Here is a 19,357-nt window from a genome sequence, read left to right as displayed (position 1 = left end):
GCTACCGGGCAAGCCGCTTGCCGAGCATGGCTCGGCACTACCCTGCTCCGGCCCGCTTTACCCGCTTCACCTGTAGCGCCGATTCATGCTCGGCTGAGGCGCTACCGGGCAAGCCGCTTGCCGAGCATGGCTCGGCACTACCTCAGGCAGGTACCTTGTCATCCATCAGTGTCATCTTCAGGCGGATTCCGAGCCTTTCAGCCTCCTCCGCCCGCTGGCGATGGCCATTGATTCTGTTGCCTTTTTTAGATTTTTTTCACGATGTAATCAGGCTGTAACAAAAACATCATTTCATAGCCGCATCCGCCGGCGGTGCCGGCATTTCTCCCGCTATGGAGTGACGCATGAAGCTGCACACGACCGGTCTTGCCGCCCTCTCGCTGGCCATCGCCCTGGGCCTGTCAGCCTGTGGTGACAAGGGCAATCAGGCCGCCGCCAACCCGGACGCCGCAGGTGCCGCTGCACCGGCAGCCGGCGACAAGGTTGCCGCCGAAATTTCCGGCGCCGGCGCATCGTTCATCTTCCCGCTGGTGTCCAAGTGGTCGGCCGACTACAACGCCGCCACCGGCGCCAAGATCAATTACCAGTCGATCGGTTCGGGCGGCGGTATCGCCCAGATCAAGGCCGGCACCGTCGACTTCGGCTCGTCCGACAAGCCGCTGTCCACCGAGGAGCTGGCACAGGCTGGCCTGGGCCAGTTCCCGTCGGCCATCGGCGGCGTAGTGCCGGTGGTCAACCTGGAAGGCCTGCAGCCGGGCCAGCTGCGCCTGACCGGCACCCTGCTGGCTGACATCTTCCTGGGCAAGATCAAGAACTGGAACGACAAGGCCATCGTCGATGCCAATCCGGGCGTGACCCTGCCCGATACCAAGATCACCCTGGTGCACCGCTCCGACGGTTCGGGCACCACCTTCAACTTCTCCAACTACCTGTCCAAGGTCAGCGGCGAGTGGAAGGACAAGGTCGGCGAAGGCACCTCGGTGCAGTGGCCGGATGGCGTCGGCGGCAAGGGCAACGAAGGCGTTGCTTCCTATGTGCAGCAGATCAAGGGCTCGGTGGGTTACGTAGAACTGGCTTACGCACTGCAGAACAACATGCCGTACGCCTCGATGCAGAACGCCGCCGGCACCTGGGTGCAGCCGACCGCCGAAACCTTTGCCGCCGCTGCTGCCAGCGCCGACTGGGCCAACGCCAAGGACTTCAACCTGGTGATCACCAACGCGCCGGGCGCCAATGCATGGCCGATCACCGCCACCAACTTCATGCTGATGCACAAGCAGCCGAAGGACGCCAAGCGCAGCGCCGATACCCGCGCCTTCTTCAAGTGGGCCTTCGAAAATGGCCAGACGCAGGCCAACGAACTGCACTACGTTCCGCTGCCGGCTGAGCTGGTCACCCAGATCGAATCGTACTGGGCTGCCGAGTTCAAGTGACGCAATGACGCGGGCGCACCGCTGGTGCGCCCGCCTTTGTCATTGCGTCATCCCCGCGAAGGCGGGGATCGCTTTTGATCTTGCTGTTGTTGTTGGGGCTGTTGTTCCTGCATTTGCCGTTGAAGTCACACGCAAGATCAACGGCAAGAGCGATGACCTGACATTCGTCGGTTGAAACCCCCGCCTACGCGGGGATGACAGCTGAAAAGCCAGTTCCACCGTCTCAAAGATTTGTACTCCCCGATATCGGGGACAGAAATACCACCGCATCCACCTGGGCCCCTGCCGCTGCCATGAATGCCATTGCACCGTCCCTCGCTTCGTCGCCCACTTCGCGCGATCTGCGCGACGCCCGCAACGACCGGCTGTTCCGCTGGTTCCTTATCGCCACGGTGATCTTCGTCCTGGTCGCGTTGGCCAGCGCCGCACTGTCCATGCTCTGGGGCGGCCGCCATGCGCTGCAGGAACAGGGCCTGAGCTTCTTCTACTCCTCCGACTGGAATCCGGTCGAGAACAAGTTCGGTGCGCTGGCACCGATCTACGGCACCATCGTCACCGCCTTGATCGCGATGCTGATCGCGGTGCCGGTGAGCTTCGGCATTGCCTTCTTCCTGACCGAAGTGGCCCCGCGCTGGTTGCGTGGTCCGGTTGGCACCGCCATCGAACTGCTGGCCGGCATCCCCTCGATCATCTACGGCATGTGGGGCCTGTTCGTGCTGGTGCCGGTGATGACCGAATACGTCACCCCGTTCCTCAATGAAACGCTGGGCGAATGGCCGATCATCGGCCCGATGTTCCAGGGTCCGCCGCTGGGCATCGGCATGCTCACCGCCGGCTTCGTGCTGGCGATCATGGTCATCCCGTTCATCTCCTCGGTGATGCGCGAGGTCTTCCTCACCGTCCCCACCCGCCTGAAAGAATCGGCCTATGCGCTGGGTTCGACCAAGTGGGAAGTGAGTTGGGACATCGTCCTGCCCTATACCCGCTCGGCGGTGATCGGCGGCGTCTTCCTCGGCCTGGGCCGCGCACTGGGTGAAACCATGGCGGTGGCCTTCGTGATCGGCAACAGCGTGCGCCTGACGCCGTCGCTGCTGGAGCCGGGCACCACCATCGCCGCACTGATCGCCAACGACTTCGGCGAAGCCACCGAAACTTATCGCTCGGCCCTGCTGCTGCTCGGCTTCGTATTGTTCATCGTCACCTTCGTGGTGCTGGCGCTGGCCCGCCTGATGCTGATGCGCCTGTCCCGCAAGGAGGGCAACTGATGTCCACTTCCGCTGACTCCCTGTACCTGCGCCGCCGTGTCACCAATGTCGTGGCCTTGTTCCTGGGTTGCGCCACCGCCGCGTTCGGTCTGTTCTTCCTCGGCTGGATCCTGTGGACCCTGCTGTCCAAGGGCTTGCCGGGCATCAACCTCAACCTCTTCACCAAGATGACGCCGCCGCCCATGCAGGAAGGCGGCCTGCTCAACGCCTTCTTCGGCAGCGCGGTGATGTGTGCACTGGCGATCGGCATCGGCACGCCGCTGGGCGTGGCCGCCGGCACCTGGCTGGCCGAGTATGGCAATGCGCGCAAGGCCGGCACGGTAGTGCGCTTCGTCAATGACATCCTGCTGTCGGCACCGTCCATCGTGCTCGGCCTGTTCGTCTACACCTTGTACGTGATGCAGACCGGCGGCCAATTCTCCGCGTTTGCAGGTGCGTTGTCGCTGGCCTTCATCGTGCTGCCGGTGGTGATCCGCACTACCGATGAAATGCTGCGGCTGGTGCCGGTGCAGATGCGCGAAGCCGCCCTGGCACTCGGTGTACCGCAGTGGAAGGTGATCATGCAGGTGCTGTACCGCAGTGCCATGGCCGGCATCGTCACCGGCATCCTGCTCGCCCTGGCGCGCATCTCCGGCGAGACCGCACCGCTGCTGTTCACCGCCTTCGGCAACCAGTACTGGAACAGCAACGTGATGCAGCCGATGGCCTCGGTGCCGGTGGTAATGAACCAGTTTGCCGGCAGCCCGTATGAATCCTGGCAGGTATTGGCCTGGGCTGGCGCGCTGGTGCTGACCGTGTTCGTGCTGCTGGTCAGCCTCTCCGCGCGTGGCCTGCTGCTGCGCAACCGCATTTCGAACGACTGAACCCAAACGATTGACAGCCATGGACCTCCCCATGAACGACCTCAGCAATGCCGTACCGATGCAGCGCATCGCCGTGCCCGCCGCCAACCAGTCGCTGCATACGCCGGCGCCGGTCAAGCTGGCCGCACGCGGCCTGGATTTCTACTACGACAAGTTCCATGCGCTGAAGAGCATCAACCTGGAAATTCCCGAGAAGCGCGTCACCGCGCTGATCGGCCCGTCTGGTTGCGGCAAGTCCACCCTGCTGCGCATCTTCAACCGCATCTACGCGCTGTATCCGAAGCTTGAAGCCAAGGGTGAAGTGCTGCTGGACGGCGAGAACATCCTCTCGCCCAAGTACCCGATGAACCGCCTGCGCTCGAAGGTGGGCATGGTGTTCCAGAAGCCGGTACCGTTCCCGATGACCATCTTCGAGAACGTGGCCTATGGCATCCGCCACCACGAAAAGCTGTCCAAGGCCGAGATGAACGTGCGCGTGGAGCAGGCCCTGCGCCAGGGCGCGCTGTGGGACGAAGTGAAGGACAAGCTCAACCAGAGCGCGCTGGGCCTGTCCGGCGGCCAGCAGCAGCGTCTGTGTATCGCCCGCGCCGTGGCCCTGCGCCCGGACGTGCTGCTGCTCGACGAGCCGACCTCGGCACTGGACCCGATCTCCACCAGCCGCATCGAGCAGCTGGTTGAAGAGCTCAAGAACGATTACACCATCGCCATCGTCACCCACAACATGCAGCAGGCAGCGCGCGTGTCCGACTACACCGCCTTCATGTACCTGGGCGACCTGATCGAACACGACCGCACCGAAACCATCTTCTCCAACCCCTCCAAGCAGCAGACCGAAGACTACATCACCGGTCGCTTTGGCTGAGGCTGGCGCGCGCGGGCCGTACAACGGTTCGCCGCCCGCTGGATGCCGGGCCAAGGATGGCAACACAGTTTTCGAACGAATGCAGTCCCACTCAAACAGTTTCCAGCGAGCATTCCATGAATCTTCCCAACGACCACATCGTCAAGAGCTATGACGAAGAGCAGCAGCGGCTGGTAGCCGAGATCGTGCGCATGGGCGAAATGTCCGTTGCCCAGCTCGAAGCAGCGCTGGACGTGATCGAACGCCGCGACGAAAAAGCGGCCCAGCGCATCGTCGCCAACGACGAAGCCATCGACCAGCTGGAACAGCAGATCAGCCACGACGTGATGCGCCTGGCGCTGCGCGGACCGATGGCCCGTGACCTGCGCGAGATCCTCGCCGGCCTGCGCATCCCGGCCGACATCGAACGCATTGGCGACTACGCAGCCAACGTCGCCAAGCGCGCCATCGCGCTGGCCGCGGTGCCGCCGCTGCCGCAGATCCAGGGCCTTCGCGCCCTCGGCAGGCTGGCAGCACAGCAGGTACGCCGCGCCCTGGAAGCCTATCGCGACAACGATGCCGACGCCGCGCTCAGCCTGCGTGCGGACGATGCGCGGCTGGATGCGCAGTACACCGCGCTGTTCCGCGAGCTGCTGACCTACATGATGGAAGACCCGCGCAACATCACCCCGTGCACGCACCTGCTGTTCATGGCCAAGAACCTTGAGCGCATTGGTGACCACGCCACCAATATCGCCGAGAACGTCTGGTTCCTGGTGCATGGCGACGCCCCGCTGCCGCCGCGCGAGAAGCGCGACGAAACCAGCACGGTCGACCACGCCTGACCCTGTATCGGCCCGCGACGTTCAAGCCGTCCGCATCGGCCCGCCGCACCTCGTCGCGGCGGGCCGATACAGACGGGTACAAAGCGATACGCGCTGGTAGGTATTTTTAATTACGCATTCACGGAAATTTTCCGAGCATGGGGCTGTCCGCGGCACTTCCGCCGCGCACCAAGGAATTCCCCATGAAGCAGATTGCCGCCGCCCTCCTTTCCCTGTCCCTGCTGGCCTCCGGCGCCGTCTTTGCCGCACCGCCCAGCCAGGATCGCGACGCCCATCGTGACAACGCTCCGCATGCTGCGGCCGCGAACACCCAGGGCCATGCCGCGCCGGCGCCAGCCCCGCAGAACGGCGCCCGTCAGGCATCACCGGGTTCGGCCCAACACCATGCCCCACGCAAGGGCGAACGCCTGGCGCAGAACCAGCGCGGCAGCCGCGTGTCCGACTACAGCCGCCATGGCCTGCGCAAGCCGGGCCGCGGCAACGAATGGCGCAAGGTGGACGATCACTATGTGCTGATGACGGTTGCCACTGGACTCATCGTCGACATCCTTGCCGCCCAGCGCTGATCCATCACGTTTGGCTGAATTGAACGGGCCCGCAAGGGCCCGTTTTCCTTGCCGCGGTGGCACGCTGGGCCAAGGCCCTGTCGCTTGCTAAGCTCGGGCCTCCCCCAGCCTCTCAGCTACCGGAGATTCCGCATGGCCAACGACATCCGCAAACCCCTCACGCTTGTCCTGGGCGCCGCATTGCTGGGCGGCATGGCCGCGCCTGCTTTCGCCATCACTGACCTGGCCCAGGGCTATGCACTTGGCGCCGGCACGACGACCCCACCGACCTCAGAAAAACAGGCCACCAGCACCTCCTCCCAAAGCGGCGGCGATGCCGCCAAGCAACATGCCGAAGGCAAGTGCGGCGAGGGCAAATGCGGCGCGTCCAAGACCAACGCGGAGGCCACCGACGCTGCCGCTGCAGCGGCTGCGGCAGCCGCGGCTGCAGCCGAATCCACTTCCACGGCGGACAAGGCGCATGCCGAAGGCAAGTGCGGCGAGGGCAAATGTGGCGGTAACCACTAAACCCGAACCTGCACAGCGTATCCCCGCCATGATGAGCGCAGGCATTGGCCTGCGCCGTTCCCTGCTGGATGCGCTGCAACAGGCGCCGCTTGGCGCATTCGATTTCCTCGAATGCGCACCGGACAACTGGATCGATGTTGGCGGCGCATTGGGTGAGGCCTTGCGCGACTTGTCGCAACGGCATCCGCTCAGCTGCCATGGGCTATCCCTGTCCCTGGGCGGCCCCGCGCCGTTGGACATGGCGTTTCTGAGCCGGACCCGGCAGTTTCTCGACCAGCACCGGGTCGGGCTGTACAGCGAGCACCTGAGCTGGTGCAGCGACGACGGCCACCTGTACGAACTGCTGCCGTTGCCGTTCACGGCCGAGGCGGTGCGCCATGTGGCCAAGCGCATCGGCCAGGCCCAGGACGTGCTGGGCCGGCGTATCGCGGTGGAAAATGCCTCCTACTACGCACTGCCCGGTGCCGACATGGATGAGGCCGAGTTCATCACGGCGGTACTCGACGAGGCCGACTGCGACCTGTTGCTGGACGTCAACAACGTCTACGTCAACGCCATCAACCATGGCTACGACGCGCGTGCGTTTCTCGCCCGCCTGCCCACGCAGCGCATCGCCAGTTATCACATCGCCGGGCATCACGATCAGGCCGACGATCTGAAGATCGATACCCATGGCATGCCGGTGAAGGACGATGTCTGGGCGCTGCTGGCCGATACCTATTCCCTGCATGGGGTGCGCCCGACCCTGCTGGAGCGCGACTTCAACTTCCCCCCCTTGCAGGACCTGCTGGAGGAAGTGGCACGCATCCGCCAACTGCAGCATGCGACGAGCCAACACCATGGCTGAGTCACTGCGCGAGCTGCAACGGCGCTTCGCCGCGCACCTGCGCGACCCCGGTCGGCAGCCGCCACCGGCCGGCGTCACCGATGCGCGCATGCAGGTCTATCGCGAGCTGTATTTCAACAACATCACAGGCCTGCTGACAGCCAATTTTCCGGTGATCGCCCGCAGCCTGGGGCCGCAACGCTGGCCGCAACTGCTGCGTGATTTCTGCCGTGACCATCGTCCGCACACGCCGCTGTTCCCCGAGATCGGCCAGGAACTGATCGCCTTCCTCGACCAGCGCGCGCCCGATCCCGAGGCGCCGTGGCTGCTTGAGCTCGCGCACTACGAATGGATCGAACTGGCACTGAAGATCAGCAATGCCATCGCCCCCGCGCATGATCCTGCTGGCGACCTGCTGGCCGGGATTCCGGTTCTTTCACCCTGGTGCCGCGCCCTGGCTTATCGCTGGCCGGTACATCGGATTGGGCCGGACCACCAGCCCCTGCAACCGCCACCCCACCCCACCCTGCTGCTGGCACGACGCACGGATGATGGTTCGATTGTGTTCTCCGAGCTTTCGCCGCTGCTGTACCGCCTGCTGGAGCGCCTTGAGCAGTTGCCGGCGCTTGCCGGAGTGCAGCAACTGCAGGCGCTCGCGGGTGAAGCGGGCACGCAGCCGGATGAGGGCTTCATCGGCGATGGCCAGGCCATGTTGCGCCAATTGCGGGACAAGGGCTGTGTCCTGGGCACCGCGGTAGCGATTGCGTGATACCCACGACCGCCACCCGGCAGGCGCAATAGCGCCGCGCACGCCCGCGGACTGGTGATCGGGAGCGCGATATCTTCGCGGCCCATTCGGGAGCGTCAACCTCCCGGCCTACCCCCGGTCCTGGCGGGTAATGGGCGCGGCCGCTTGACGCGCTCTGCTACCCTATTGCGATGAACGACTCTGTTGAATCCCCCCGCCCCCAGTCCGCCTTCACGCCGATGGCGCAGCGCTTCCGGGGCTTTTTGCCGGTGGTGGTGGATGTGGAAACCGGCGGCTTCGACTGGAACCGTCATGCCCTGCTGGAAATCGCCGCCGTGCCGGTGGAGATGGATGAGAACGGCCTGCTCTACCCTGGCCAGACCGCCAGCGCGCATGTAATTCCTGCCGAAGGCACTGAAATCGACCCCAAATCGCTTGAAGTCACGGGCATCGTGCTTGATCACCCGTTCCGGCTGGCCAAGCCCGAGCGCGAAGCGTTGGAACATGTGTTCGCGCCGATCCGTGCGGCAATGAAGAAGTACAACTGCCAGCGCGCGATCCTGGTGGGGCACAACGCCCACTTCGACCTGAACTTCCTCAATGCCACCGTCGCCCGCAGCGGGCACAAGCGCAATCCGTTCCATCCCTTCAGCGTGTTCGACACGGTCACCCTGGCCGGCGTGGCCTATGGCCAGACGGTGCTGGCACGCTCGGTCCAGGCGGCCGGTTTCGAGTGGGATGCCAACGAGGCACACAGCGCGGTGTACGACACCGAGCAGACGGCACGCCTGTTCTGCAAGATCGTCAACGCCTGGCCAGCGCCCCTCGGCCGCTGACCGGAGTTCTGCGCCGGCTCAGCCGGCGCAGGTACGTGCGCGGCCTTCCTGCTTGGCCTGCGCCAGGGCATTCTTGGCGCGCTGGTAGAACAACACCGGCGCCTGGTCATCTTCGCCCAGCTGCACTACGCCGGCGCTGAAGCTGACCTTGATGTCGCCTTCCTTGTGGCCACCCCATTCGGCGTACTGGCCAAACAGCCGCTGCAACCGCTGGCAGGCGATTTCCGCGTCCGCCAAGGCGGTATCCGTGAGCAACACGGCAAATTCCTTGTTGCCCAGCCGCGCCGGCATGTCAGAGGCACGCAGGCTGCGCCGCAGCAGGTCACCGACCTCGCACAGCACCAGGTCGCCGACCGCGCGTGACCATTGCCCGTTGATCTGCTTGAGATGATCGATGCTCAGTACCACCAGGCTCAACGGGCGAGCGCCGCGCCGGGCCACGGCCATGTCGCGGGCCAGCGCATCGTCGAATGCGCGTCGGTTGGGTAGGCCGCTGAGATCGTCCTCATTGGCCAGCCGCTCGAATGCCTCGGCCTGCTCGCGGAGCTGCTGCTCCAACTGCGACCGTTCCAGCAAAGCGCCCTCAAGCCGCTGTTGCACCTGTGCCGATTCGCTGCGCGCCTGTGCGGCCAGTTGTTCGGCGTGATCACGCTGCCGGCGCAGCTGCATGCCCAACCAAAGCACCGCAAAGACCAGCAACACGCAGACCGCCGCTAGCACGCCCGACAAGCCAGTGAAGCCGGGCCCGCCACTGCTGGCCCATGCCGCAGGCGGCACGAAGCCCACGACCATCACGGCCAACGTGCCGACATTCCTGCCTGAAAAAAAACTGTTCCCCTTCGCCAGCAAGCGCATCCCCGCGCTCTGCTTGGCTGCCGCAACCGTGTCCACTGCCATTGTCCCTGCCCCAAGCTGGTCTGGGGATACTAGCAAACACCGGGACGATTTCAGCGATGCCGATCACGCTGCCCAGCCATAGGCTTGCCCGGCGCGACAGCACGATGATGCGGCCTGCACCAAGGGCGTCAGCGGGGGCGTGCCCATTGCGGTGCCTCCCACCGCACCACCGCCTCCAACCCGCCATCGGGATGGTTGCGCAGCACCAGGCTGGCGCCATCTTTTTCGGCCAGGGCGCGGGCGATGGTCAGGCCCAAGCCGGCGCCGCCGGTCTCGCGCGAACGCGAGGTTTCCAAGCGCAGGAAGGGTGTAAAAACCGCCTCCAACTCGTCTTCGGCCACGCCCGGCCCGCTGTCGCGAACGCGGACCTCGACCGCTTCACCGTCGCGACAGGCACTGACCTGCGCGCTGCGCCCGTACTTCAACGCGTTGTCCACCAGATTGGAGAACAACCGCCGCATGGCCAGCGGGCGCAGCATCAGCACCTCACCGCAACCCTGCAGAAGCACGGCATCGTGGCCGGATTCGGCGGCGTCCTCGACCACGCTTTCCAACAGCGAGTCCAGATCCAACGCAGCCCGCTGCTCGGCGCTCTCGGCACTGCGCGCCAGCTCCAGGCCCTCGCGGATCAGGGCCTGCATCGCGGCCAGATCGCCGACCAGGCGCTCGCGCAGCACTTCATCCTGGACGTTCTCAAGACGCAGGCGCAGACGGGTGAGCGGTGTCTGCAGATCGTGGGTGATCGCCGCCAGCATCTGCGTGCGCTCGCCCAGGTGACGCTGCAGGCGCAGCTGCATCGCGTTGAAGGCTTCGGCGGCCCGTCGCACTTCCAGCGGCCCGGCCACCGGCAAGGGATCGCGCTGCAGGTCGTGCCCCAGCGACGCGGCGTGACTGGCCAGGCGCTGCAGCGGTGAGCTGGCGATGCGCGCCACCACGTACGCCAACAGCCCGATCGCCAATACCAGCAGCGACAGGAACCACGGATCAAACGCCGACGCCGTGCGCCGTGCCACGGCGGGCGACTCCAGCGCCAACCGCAACGGCGTGCCATCACTCAGCTTCAGTTCGACCAGGCGGCAACGGGGCGGCGTAAACGCCGGGTCACGCTCACGCGGGCGGCCACTACGCTCGCGTGGAGGCGGCGGCAAAAACCCGGGCGGCGGTGGCATGCAGGTACGCATGCTGGTGCCGTGCACCGTAGCGGCCGCCACTACCCCATCACGGCCCGCCAGCACCTCCTGCAAGGCCAGGTCCGGCGCGCCGACGCGCACATCGTCCTTCACCAGGCGCACGCTGGGGCCACCCACCGCCAACAAGCGCGGTCGCAGCTCCGGGTTGCCATCCAGCAGATTGACGAAGCCCTGCAGGCGATCGGCCACGCGGACCAGGTTCTGCCGTTCGAACTCCTGCTGCCGGCGTGCCTCTGCCAGCAAGGTGGCGCCGATCGCAGCCACCATCATGCCGACCAGCAGGATGACGAACAGTCGCCCCGTCATCGACGACAGGAACAGGCGCAGCCGCTTCATTCCAGGCTCACCGCGCTGGCAAACACATAGCCTTCGTTGCGCACGGTTTTTATCAGGCCATCGCTGCCACCGGCATCGCCCAGCTTCTGCCGCAACCGGCTGATCTGCAGGTCGATGGCGCGGTCCTGCGACTCGTAGTTGCGGCCACTGCTCAGCGACACCAGCTGCTCGCGCGACAACACCTTGTTGGCATGTGCCACCAGTACCCGCAGCAGCCGGAACTCGGCGCCGGACAACATCACCACGCGTTTGGCCGGATCGATCAAATGGCGGTGTTCCAGATCGAACACCCAACCGGAGAACACCGCCCGGCGCATCGCCAGCGGCTCCATGTTGGCGGGCAACGCTTCGGTACGCCGCAATACGTTGCGGATGCGCGCCAGCAACTCGCGCGGCTCGAAGGGTTTGGCCAGGTAATCATCCGCGCCCATTTCCAGCCCCAGCACGCGATCGATCGGCTCGCTGCGTGCAGTCAGCATGATCACCGGCGTGGCCGAGCGCACGCGCAGCTCGCGGCATAGCGCCAGACCGTCTTCGCGTGGCAGGTTCAAGTCCAGCACGATCAGGTCGATGTGCTCACGCGCCAGCACCTGGCGCATGGCGTTGCCATCGGCCGCCGTGCTCACGGCATAGCCTGCCCGGCCCAGTTGCTCGGCCAGCAGGCTGCGGATATCGCTGTCGTCGTCTACCACCAGCAGGCGGTGCATGGTCTGTATGTCCGTCATGGCGCCATGATCCATGCTAGCGGATCGGCATGCGCGCCCGTGGATGTATCGCCACGTATCAGGCAAGTCGTTTGATACACAGCGATACGTGGGTGGCTGAACAGGATACATGCCGACACATAACGAGCATTGAGCCCCCCAAGCGTGCTGGCCACACTTGAATCCGACGCCGCTGCCGCGGCCAATGAGTGCCTGACCACCGTGAAGCTGCTGCCCACCTCCCCCCGCAACCGCATCCTGCTTGCCGCCGCCATAGTCGTGCTGGTCGCCGGCGCCGCCTACTGGGCCATGCGCAAACCCGCCACGCCGTCACTGGCAACCTCGCCGGTCAGCCGAGGCGACCTGGAACAGACCGTCGATGCCACCGGCGTGATCGATGCCTACAAGCTGGTCAGCGTAGGTGCGCAGGCCTCTGGCCAGATCAAGGTACTCAAGGTGCAGCTGGGCGATGTGGTCAAGCAGGGCGACCTGATCGCCGAGATCGATTCGGTCACCCAGGAAAACAGCCTGAAGAACGCCGAGGCCGCGCTGGAGAACATCCGCGCGCAACGCGCCGTGCAGACGGCTTCGCTGAAGGAATCCGAGCTGGCCTTTGCCCGCCAGAAGGAAATGCTGGCCGCCGAGGCGACCTCGCGCGCCGAGTACGAATCGGCCGAAGCCAACCTGGCCGGCACCCGCGCGCAGATCCGCGCACTCGACGCGCAGATCCGCCAGCGCGAAACCGAACTGGGCACCGCCCAGGCCAACCTGGGCTACACCCGCATCACGGCGCCCATCGACGGCACGGTGGTCGCGGTGGTGGCCGAAGAAGGCCGCACCGTGAACGCCAACCAGTCGGCGCCGACCATCGTCAAGCTGGCGCGCCTGGACCTGGTCACGGTCAACGCTGAAATCTCCGAAGCCGACGTGGTCAAGATCAAGCCCGGCATGCCGGTGTACTTCACCATCCTTGGCAACCCGGACCACAAGTACCAGGCCACCCTGCGCACGGTGAACCCGGCACCGGCCTCGATCAGCACCGACAGCACCAGTTCCAGCAGCTCGTCCTCGTCCAGCTCCAGCACGGCGGTGTACTACAACGCCTTGTTCGACGTCGAGAATCCGGACGGCACGCTGCGCATCGACATGACCGCGCAGGTATCGGTGATGCTGGCCCAGGCCAAGGATGCGTTGCTGATCCCCACCGTCGCGCTCGGCCCCAAGGTGCCCGAAGGTGGGCGAGGCCCCGGCGCTGCATCCGCCGATGGCGCGCAGCGTGCGGCCCGCAGCGCGAACGAAGCCCAGCGCCAGCAGCGTCGCCAGCCCGACGCCGCCGAACTGGCCAAGAGCAACAGCTATCTGGTCCGCGTGGTCAACAAGGACGGCCAGCCGGAGCCGCGCAAGGTCAAGGTCGGCCTCAACAACGGCACCAATGTCGAAGTATTGGAAGGCCTGAGCGAAGGCGACCTGGTGGTGGTTGGCGAAGTGACCGATGCCGAAAAAGCCAGCGCTCGCAGCAGCAACCAGCGTGGGCCGATGGGCCCGATGATGGGTGGCCCGCGTCGATGAGCCAGCCGCTGCTGCAACTGCGCGACCTGCGTCGCGAGTTCCCGGCCGGCGAGGAAACCATCGCCGTGCTCAAGGACATCAATCTCGACATCCGCGCCGGCGAGATGGTCGCCATCGTCGGCCAGTCCGGCTCGGGCAAGTCGACGCTGATGAACATCCTGGGCTGCCTGGACCGCCCCACCGTGGGCTCGTACAAAGTGGCCGGTCGCGAGACCGGGCGCATGCAGCCCGATGAACTGGCCGAACTGCGCCGCGAGCACTTCGGCTTCATCTTCCAGCGCTACCACCTGCTGGGCGATCTGGACGCGCGCGGCAATGTGGAGGTGCCTGCGATCTATGCCGGCACCCCGGCCGAGGCACGGCGCGCCCGCGCCGAAGCACTGCTGGACCGGTTGGGACTGAACGACCGCATGGGTCACAAGCCCGGCCAGTTGTCCGGCGGCCAGCAGCAGCGCGTGTCGATCGCGCGTGCGCTGATGAACGGTGGTGAGGTGATCCTGGCCGATGAACCCACCGGCGCGCTGGACACCGCCTCTGGCGAAGAGGTGATGAAGATCCTCGGCGAGCTGCATGCCGAAGGCCACACCATCATCATCGTTACCCACGACATGCACGTGGCCGAGTACGCGCAGCGCATTATCGAAATCCGCGACGGACTGATCATCGATGACCGCCGCAACGACAAGGTGCCCGCGCTCAAGGTGCAGGAGCGCCCTGCCCCGGTCAAAACCGGCGGCAGCGCCTTCCAGGCCGCGCGTGACCGCTTTGTCGAAGCCTTCCGGATGGCGTTGCTGGCGATGAACGCACACCGCCTGCGTACCTTCCTGACCATGCTCGGCATCATCATCGGTATCGCCTCGGTGGTGTCGGTGGTGGCGATGGGCAATGGCTCGCAGCAGCAGATCCTGCAGAACATCTCGGCGCTGGGTACCAATACCATCGACGTCTACCCGGGCAAGGGCTTTGGTGACATGCGCTCGGCACGGGTGCAGACGCTGAAGAGCAGCGATGCTGATGCACTGGCTACGCAGAGCTATATCGACAGCGTCACGCCCAGCGTTTCCAGCTCGGTGACCGCACGCGTCGGCAACAAGGCGGCATCGGCGCAGGTCAGTGGCATCGGCGACCAGTACTTCCGGGTCAAGGGCATGACCCTGGTCTCCGGCCGCTACTTCGATGTCAGCGAGGTCAAGAGCCTGGCCCAGGTGGTGGTGATCGATGAGAACACCCGCACCCAGCTGTTCGGCAGCGATGATCCGCTCGGCCAGATCGTGCTGTTGGGCAACGTGCCGGCACGCGTGATCGGCGTGGCCAAGCGCCAGTCGATGGGCTTTGGTGGCAGCACCAATCTCAGCGTGTGGGTGCCTTACACCACGGTGATGGCGCGCATGCTGGGCCAGACCTACCTGAGCAGCATCACCCTGCGGGTGCAGGACGACACGCCGATGGATGCGGCGCAATCGGCCATCACCAAACTGTTGACCCTGCGCCACGGCACCGAGGATTTCTTCCTCAGCAACACCGCCGAGATCCGCGAAACCATCGAGTCGACCACCAAGACCATGACCTTGCTGATCGGCGCCATTGCCGCGATTGCCCTGGTGGTGGGCGGCATCGGCGTGATGAACATCATGCTGGTATCGGTGACCGAACGTACCCGCGAGATCGGCGTGCGCATGGCGGTAGGCGCGCGGCAGAGCGATATCCGCCAGCAGTTCCTGATCGAGGCGGTGCTGGTCTGCCTGCTCGGCGGCGTGCTCGGCATCGTGCTGGCGCTGTCGATCGGCTGGGCATTCAAGACCTTTGGCGCCAGCTTCACCTTGATGTTCTCCACCGGCTCGATCATTGCCGCCTTCGCCTGCTCGACCCTGATTGGCGTGGCGTTCGGTTTCCTGCCGGCCCGCAATGCCGCCCAGCTGGATCCGGTGGAAGCATTGGCCCGCGAATGAAGATGACCATGAAAACACTCCATCCCCTGCTTCTCTCCGTCGCCCTGGGCGCCGTCCTGGCCGGTTGCGCCACCACGCCCAGCGCCGATCCTGCCGCCGACCTGCGCGTGCCCGCCGTCTACGGCCGTGGTGACGCCGCAGCCAATGCGCCGGTGCAGGCGATCGAACACGAAGTCACCGCTCCGGTAGCCGATGTCCGCGCCGATGCCTGGTGGCAGGGCTTTGCCGATCCCAACCTGGACCGGCTGATCGCCCGCGTGCTCGACAGCAACACCGACATGGCCTCGGCCGGGCTCAAGCTGGAACGCGCCCGCGCGCAAGCCGGCCTGGCCAATGCCGACCTGTGGCCGCAGGCCAGCGGCTCGGTAAGCACCGGTGGCAGCCGCAGCATCGACAGCAGTGACGACTGGTCGCGCAGCAACAGTGCCAGCGTGTCGTTGGGTTGGGAGCTGGACCTGTGGGGCAAGCTGCGTGGCCAGCGCGATATCGCCCAATGGGAAGCCCAAGCCACCGCACAGGACCTGCAGAACACCGCCTTGACCCTGGTCGGCCAGAGTGCCGAGCTGTATTGGCAGTTGGGCTACCTCAACCAGGCCATCGCCACTGGCCAGGCCAACCTGGAACGCCTGCAGCGCACCGCCTCGCTGGTGCAGACGCAGTTCGATGCCGGCGGCGTTTCGCGGCTGGAAGTGCGCCAGGCGCAGCAGAACATCGAAAGCCAGAAGGCCGCGCAATCGCAGCTGGAGCAGCAGCGGGTGGAAACCCGCAACGCACTGACCGTGCTGCTGGACGGCCAGCCCTGGCCGCTGGCCGAGGAACCGCAGAATCTGGATGTTGCGCACAGCCCGGCACTTGCCGAAGGCATGCCCGCCGAACTGCTGGCGCGTCGCCCAGACCTGCGTGCGGCCGAGCTGCGCCTGCGACAGTCCTTGAAGAACATCAAGGTCACTGCCACCAGCTATTACCCCAGCCTGAGCCTGAGTGGCTCGGTGGGCAGTTCCAGCACCGCGCTGGGCGATGTGCTGACCAACCCGGTGGCGACCCTGGGTGCAGGGCTGAGCCTGCCATTCCTGAAATTCCGGCAGATGCAGCTGGACATCAAATCGGCCGACCTGAGCTACCAGATCGCCGCCAATGATTTCCGCCGCTCGCTGTATACCGCGCTGTCGGAGGTGGACAACGCCTTGTCGGCGCGCACCCGACTGGCCGAGCAGGTGGCAGCGGCGCAGGCGTCCCATGACGAAGCAGTGGAGATCGCGCGCCTGTACGAAGTGCGATACCGCGCCGGCGCCACCGACCTGCGCACCTGGCTGGAAGCCGAGCAGACCCGTCGCAATGCGGAACTGTCATTGGCGCAGACCAAGCGCAGCCAGCTGCTCAATGATGTGACGCAGTACAAGGCGTTGGGTGGCGCGGCGACTTGAGCCCCTCTCCCTCCGGGAGAGGGGTTGGGGAGAGGGCCGAGCGGAGAAGTAGCAAACCAAAGGCCCATTAGCCAAAGCTCCCCTCATCCGCCCTCCGGGCACCTTCTCCCGCAGGCGGGAGAAGGGAGCTGCGGCAGGCATCGTTTGAAGAAGCAGTGGAGATCGCGCGCCTGTACGAAGTGCGATACCGCGCCGGCGCCACCGACCTGCGCACCTGGCTGGAAGCCGAGCAGACCCGTCGCAATGCGGAACTGTCATTGGCGCAGACCAAGCGCAGCCAGCTGCTCAATGATGTGACGCAGTACAAGGCGTTGGGTGGCGCGGCGACTTGAGCCCCTCTCCCTCCGGGAGAGGGGTTGGGGAGAGGGCCGAGCGGAGAAGTAGCAAACCAAAGGCCCATTAGCCAAAGCTCCCCTCATCCGCCCTCCGGGCACCTTCTCCCGCAGGCGGGAGAAGGGAGCTGCGGCAGGCATCGCTTGAATCTGCAGCACTCCTAGCCCCCGGCTACCTCGGTGCTTTTACCCCATGCCGCTGCAAAACCTCGCGCACCTTGTCCAGCGGAATCGCCTCCACCGTCTGCCCATTGCCACTGACCGTGGTCGCCATGAACAAGGCGTTGTAAACCGACTCTTCCACCGCATCCACGCTGGCCTGGAACACCGCGCTCATCTGCTCGTTCGCCAGCTCGGTGGTCTGCAACTGCGTCGCATCAAACCCGCGCCGCACCGATTCGGCGGTTGAAAACGCCAGCACATAATCGCCACTGCCGTTGGATGCCGAACTACCGGTACGCCCCAGGCCCATCATCCCGCGCGATGCGAGCCTGCGCAGGTTGCGATCCGACAACGGCGCATCGGTGGCGATGACGATAATCACCGAGCCATCTCCGCGATCATCGGCCAGCCCGCGCAGATTGCCCTGCGCCGCCACCGCATTCTGGAACGCGTAACGATCCAGCTCACGACCGACCGGCGCGCCTTCCACCTGCAGCACGCCGCCAAAATTCGCCTGTACCAGCACACCCACCGTCCAGCCACCCAGGCTCTCGGGCAGCTTGCGCGATGAGGTACCAATGCCGCCCTTCCAACCGAATGCCACCGTGCCGGTGCCGGCGCCGACGCTGCCTTCCTGCACCGGCCCACTCTTGGCACTCTCCAGCGCATGACGGACCGCATCGGCGGTGATCGGGCGGGCGCGGATATCGTTGAGGCCGCCGTCATTGGTCTCGCCCACAACCACGTTCAAGGAGCGCACCTGCTGCATGTCCGGCCGCGCCAGCATCCAATCGGCCATCGCATCGGCGGCCTTCCACACGCACAGCGTGCAGGTCAGCAGGATGGGGGTTTCCAGCTCGCCCAGTTCGTTGACCTGGGTGCTGCCGATGAACTTGCCGAAGCCATTGCCCACATGCACTGCCGCTGGCACGCGTGAGCGATAGGCATTGCCGGGGTGCGGCAGGATCGCGGTGACGCCAGTGCGTACCGTGTCGCCGCTGCGCAAGGTGACCTGACCCACACGCACACCGGCAACATCGGTGATCGCGTTGTTGGCGCCGGGGCTGAAGATGCCCGGCGCGACGCCCAGATCACGCGCGCGGACGCGCGGGGCGTCCTCGGCGGCAGCGCTCAGGGCGCAAAGCCCCGCCAGCGCCACAGTCAATCGGAGGAAAAGACGATGCGGCGTGCGGGGCATGGCATTCCTTTACAGGCGTTGGCGGACAGCCTCGAACAATGCCACACCGGTGGCCACCGAAACATTGAGGCTTTCGATGTCGCCCGGCATCGGGATGCGTACCAACTGGTCGCAGGTCTCACGCGTCAGGCGGCGCATGCCATCACCCTCGCCCCCCATCACCAGCGCCACGTTGCCGCGCAGGTCGAGCTGGTGGATGGTCTCGTCCACTTCACCGGCCAGGCCGTAAACCCAGACGCCGAGCTTCTGCATGTCCTTGATCGCGCGGACCAGGTTGGTCACCGCCACCACCGGGATACGGTCGGCCGCACCGGCACTGACCTTGCGCACGGTGGCATTGACCGGGGCGCTCTTGTCCTTGGGGATCACCACCGCAGTGACGCCGGCCGCCGCCGCACTGCGCAGGCAGGCGCCGAGGTTGTGGGGGTCCTGCACTTCGTCCAGCACCAGCACCAGCGCCTTGCCCTCGGCAGCCTCGATCAGGCCCGACAGCTCGTTCTCGGCCCACAGCTTGGGCGCGGCATAGCGTGCAACCACGCCCTGGTGGCGGACCTGGCCGGCCACACCGCCCAGTGCCTGCGCGTTGACCTTGCGCACGTCGATGCCCTTGCGCAGGGCCTCTTCCTCGATTTCGACCAGGCGCGGGTTCTTGGCACCGGCCTCGATCAGGACCTCACGGACGTTTTCCGGGTCTTTTTCAATCGACGAAGCTACGGCATTGACGCCGACGATCCATTGGTTCTGCTTGCTCATGGGCGTCACATGGGGGAATTCGGGGGGCAATGGTACTACTTGGGGCCAGAAACCAGCGGCCAGCTTGGGGCCAGAAACCAGAGGCCAGCTTGGGGCCAGAAACCAGAGGCCAG

At 65.5% G+C, this 19,357-nt stretch carries 20 protein-coding genes and 1 pseudogene; 16 read left to right on the top strand and 5 right to left on the bottom strand.

Going from position 1 to position 19,357, the window contains the following annotated elements; genetic code table 11:
- From RT460_RS11170 to rnt, 12 genes are all read left to right on the top strand, one after another.
- Positions 1-278, top strand: a 278-nt coding sequence (locus RT460_RS11170; RefSeq protein WP_313319028.1) for a hypothetical protein, incomplete at its 5' end; no start/stop codon positions are given.
- A gap of 66 nt (positions 279-344) precedes the next feature.
- A complete protein-coding gene (pstS, locus tag RT460_RS11165) occupies positions 345-1,433 on the top strand; it encodes a phosphate ABC transporter substrate-binding protein PstS (protein WP_313319027.1) in 1,089 nt (362 codons plus the stop codon).
- A gap of 4 nt (positions 1,434-1,437) precedes the next feature.
- Positions 1,438-1,608: a hypothetical protein gene (locus RT460_RS11160; RefSeq protein WP_313319026.1), complete on the top strand. Its 171-nt coding sequence runs from the start codon at positions 1,438-1,440 to the stop codon at positions 1,606-1,608.
- Between the two features lie 118 nt (positions 1,609-1,726).
- Positions 1,727-2,698, top strand: a complete 972-nt coding sequence (gene pstC, locus RT460_RS11155; RefSeq protein WP_313319025.1) for a phosphate ABC transporter permease subunit PstC — start codon at positions 1,727-1,729, stop codon at positions 2,696-2,698.
- The gene (gene pstA / locus RT460_RS11150; protein WP_313319024.1) at positions 2,698-3,561 is read left to right on the top strand and encodes a phosphate ABC transporter permease PstA; all 864 of its coding nucleotides are present in this window, start codon (positions 2,698-2,700) and stop codon (positions 3,559-3,561) included. Before pstC ends, pstA begins: the two co-directional genes overlap by 1 nt.
- Positions 3,562-3,592: 31 nt before the next feature.
- Positions 3,593-4,423 (top strand): phosphate ABC transporter ATP-binding protein PstB, encoded by an 831-nt coding sequence (gene pstB, locus RT460_RS11145; RefSeq protein ID WP_313319023.1) that lies wholly within the window; start codon positions 3,593-3,595, stop codon positions 4,421-4,423.
- Between the two features lie 116 nt (positions 4,424-4,539).
- Complete coding sequence (gene phoU, locus RT460_RS11140) at positions 4,540-5,247, top strand: phosphate signaling complex protein PhoU (protein WP_313319022.1); 708 nt, start codon at positions 4,540-4,542, stop codon at positions 5,245-5,247.
- Positions 5,248-5,429: 182 nt separating this feature from the next.
- Entirely contained in the window at positions 5,430-5,813 is a 384-nt protein-coding gene (locus tag RT460_RS11135) for an RcnB family protein (protein WP_313319021.1), read from the top strand.
- 132 nt (positions 5,814-5,945) lie between these two features.
- The gene (locus tag RT460_RS11130) at positions 5,946-6,320 is read left to right on the top strand and encodes a hypothetical protein (protein WP_313319020.1); all 375 of its coding nucleotides are present in this window, start codon (positions 5,946-5,948) and stop codon (positions 6,318-6,320) included.
- A gap of 31 nt (positions 6,321-6,351) precedes the next feature.
- On the top strand, positions 6,352-7,167 hold the full coding sequence (locus tag RT460_RS11125; RefSeq protein ID WP_313319019.1) for a DUF692 domain-containing protein: 816 nt from the start codon (positions 6,352-6,354) through the stop codon (positions 7,165-7,167).
- Positions 7,160-7,915, top strand: a complete 756-nt coding sequence (locus RT460_RS11120) for a putative DNA-binding domain-containing protein (protein ID WP_313319018.1) — start codon at positions 7,160-7,162, stop codon at positions 7,913-7,915. The genes RT460_RS11125 and RT460_RS11120 overlap by 8 nt, the downstream gene beginning before the upstream one ends.
- Positions 7,916-8,079: 164 nt before the next feature.
- Positions 8,080-8,730, top strand: coding sequence for a ribonuclease T (gene rnt, locus RT460_RS11115; RefSeq protein ID WP_313319091.1), 651 nt, complete (start codon positions 8,080-8,082; stop codon positions 8,728-8,730).
- A gap of 18 nt (positions 8,731-8,748) precedes the next feature.
- Here rnt and RT460_RS11110 read toward each other — a convergent pair whose 3' ends face one another.
- The 3 genes from RT460_RS11110 to RT460_RS11100 form a co-directional block, all read right to left on the bottom strand.
- Entirely contained in the window at positions 8,749-9,522 is a 774-nt protein-coding gene (locus RT460_RS11110; protein WP_313319090.1) for a diguanylate cyclase, read from the bottom strand.
- Between the two features lie 233 nt (positions 9,523-9,755).
- Complete coding sequence (locus RT460_RS11105; RefSeq protein WP_313319017.1) at positions 9,756-11,153, bottom strand: ATP-binding protein; 1,398 nt, start codon at positions 11,151-11,153, stop codon at positions 9,756-9,758.
- Entirely contained in the window at positions 11,150-11,860 is a 711-nt protein-coding gene (locus RT460_RS11100) for a response regulator transcription factor (protein ID WP_313319089.1), read from the bottom strand. Before RT460_RS11100 ends, RT460_RS11105 begins: the two co-directional genes overlap by 4 nt.
- A 306-nt stretch (positions 11,861-12,166) precedes the next feature.
- Between RT460_RS11100 and RT460_RS11095 the strand changes: the two genes are divergently transcribed.
- The 4 genes and pseudogenes from RT460_RS11095 to RT460_RS11080 all read left to right on the top strand — a co-directional run.
- Positions 12,167-13,426 carry an efflux RND transporter periplasmic adaptor subunit gene (locus RT460_RS11095; protein WP_345785083.1) on the top strand — a complete coding sequence of 420 codons (1,260 nt, stop codon included), beginning with the start codon at positions 12,167-12,169 and terminating at the stop codon, positions 13,424-13,426.
- A complete protein-coding gene (locus RT460_RS11090; RefSeq protein ID WP_313319015.1) occupies positions 13,423-15,375 on the top strand; it encodes a MacB family efflux pump subunit in 1,953 nt (650 codons plus the stop codon). The genes RT460_RS11095 and RT460_RS11090 overlap by 4 nt, the downstream gene beginning before the upstream one ends.
- A gap of 8 nt (positions 15,376-15,383) precedes the next feature.
- Complete coding sequence (locus RT460_RS11085; protein WP_313319014.1) at positions 15,384-16,799, top strand: efflux transporter outer membrane subunit; 1,416 nt, start codon at positions 15,384-15,386, stop codon at positions 16,797-16,799.
- A 134-nt stretch (positions 16,800-16,933) separates the two neighbouring features.
- Positions 16,934-17,131: pseudogene (locus tag RT460_RS11080) on the top strand (TolC family protein); the annotation flags it as partial.
- A 172-nt stretch (positions 17,132-17,303) separates the two neighbouring features.
- On the opposite strand, the gene RT460_RS11075 reads toward RT460_RS11080, so the two are convergent.
- Entirely contained in the window at positions 17,304-18,491 is a 1,188-nt protein-coding gene (locus RT460_RS11075) for a P1 family peptidase (RefSeq protein WP_313319013.1), read from the bottom strand.
- A 9-nt stretch (positions 18,492-18,500) separates the two neighbouring features.
- Positions 18,501-19,244: a 23S rRNA (guanosine(2251)-2'-O)-methyltransferase RlmB gene (rlmB, locus tag RT460_RS11070; protein ID WP_313319012.1), complete on the bottom strand. Its 744-nt coding sequence runs from the start codon at positions 19,242-19,244 to the stop codon at positions 18,501-18,503.
- Positions 19,245-19,357: the final 113 nt, after the last annotated feature.

Source organism: Stenotrophomonas sp. (genome assembly GCF_032061965.1).
Lineage (GTDB): Bacteria > Pseudomonadota > Gammaproteobacteria > Xanthomonadales > Xanthomonadaceae > Stenotrophomonas.
This window is presented reverse-complemented; position numbering and strand designations above follow the sequence as displayed.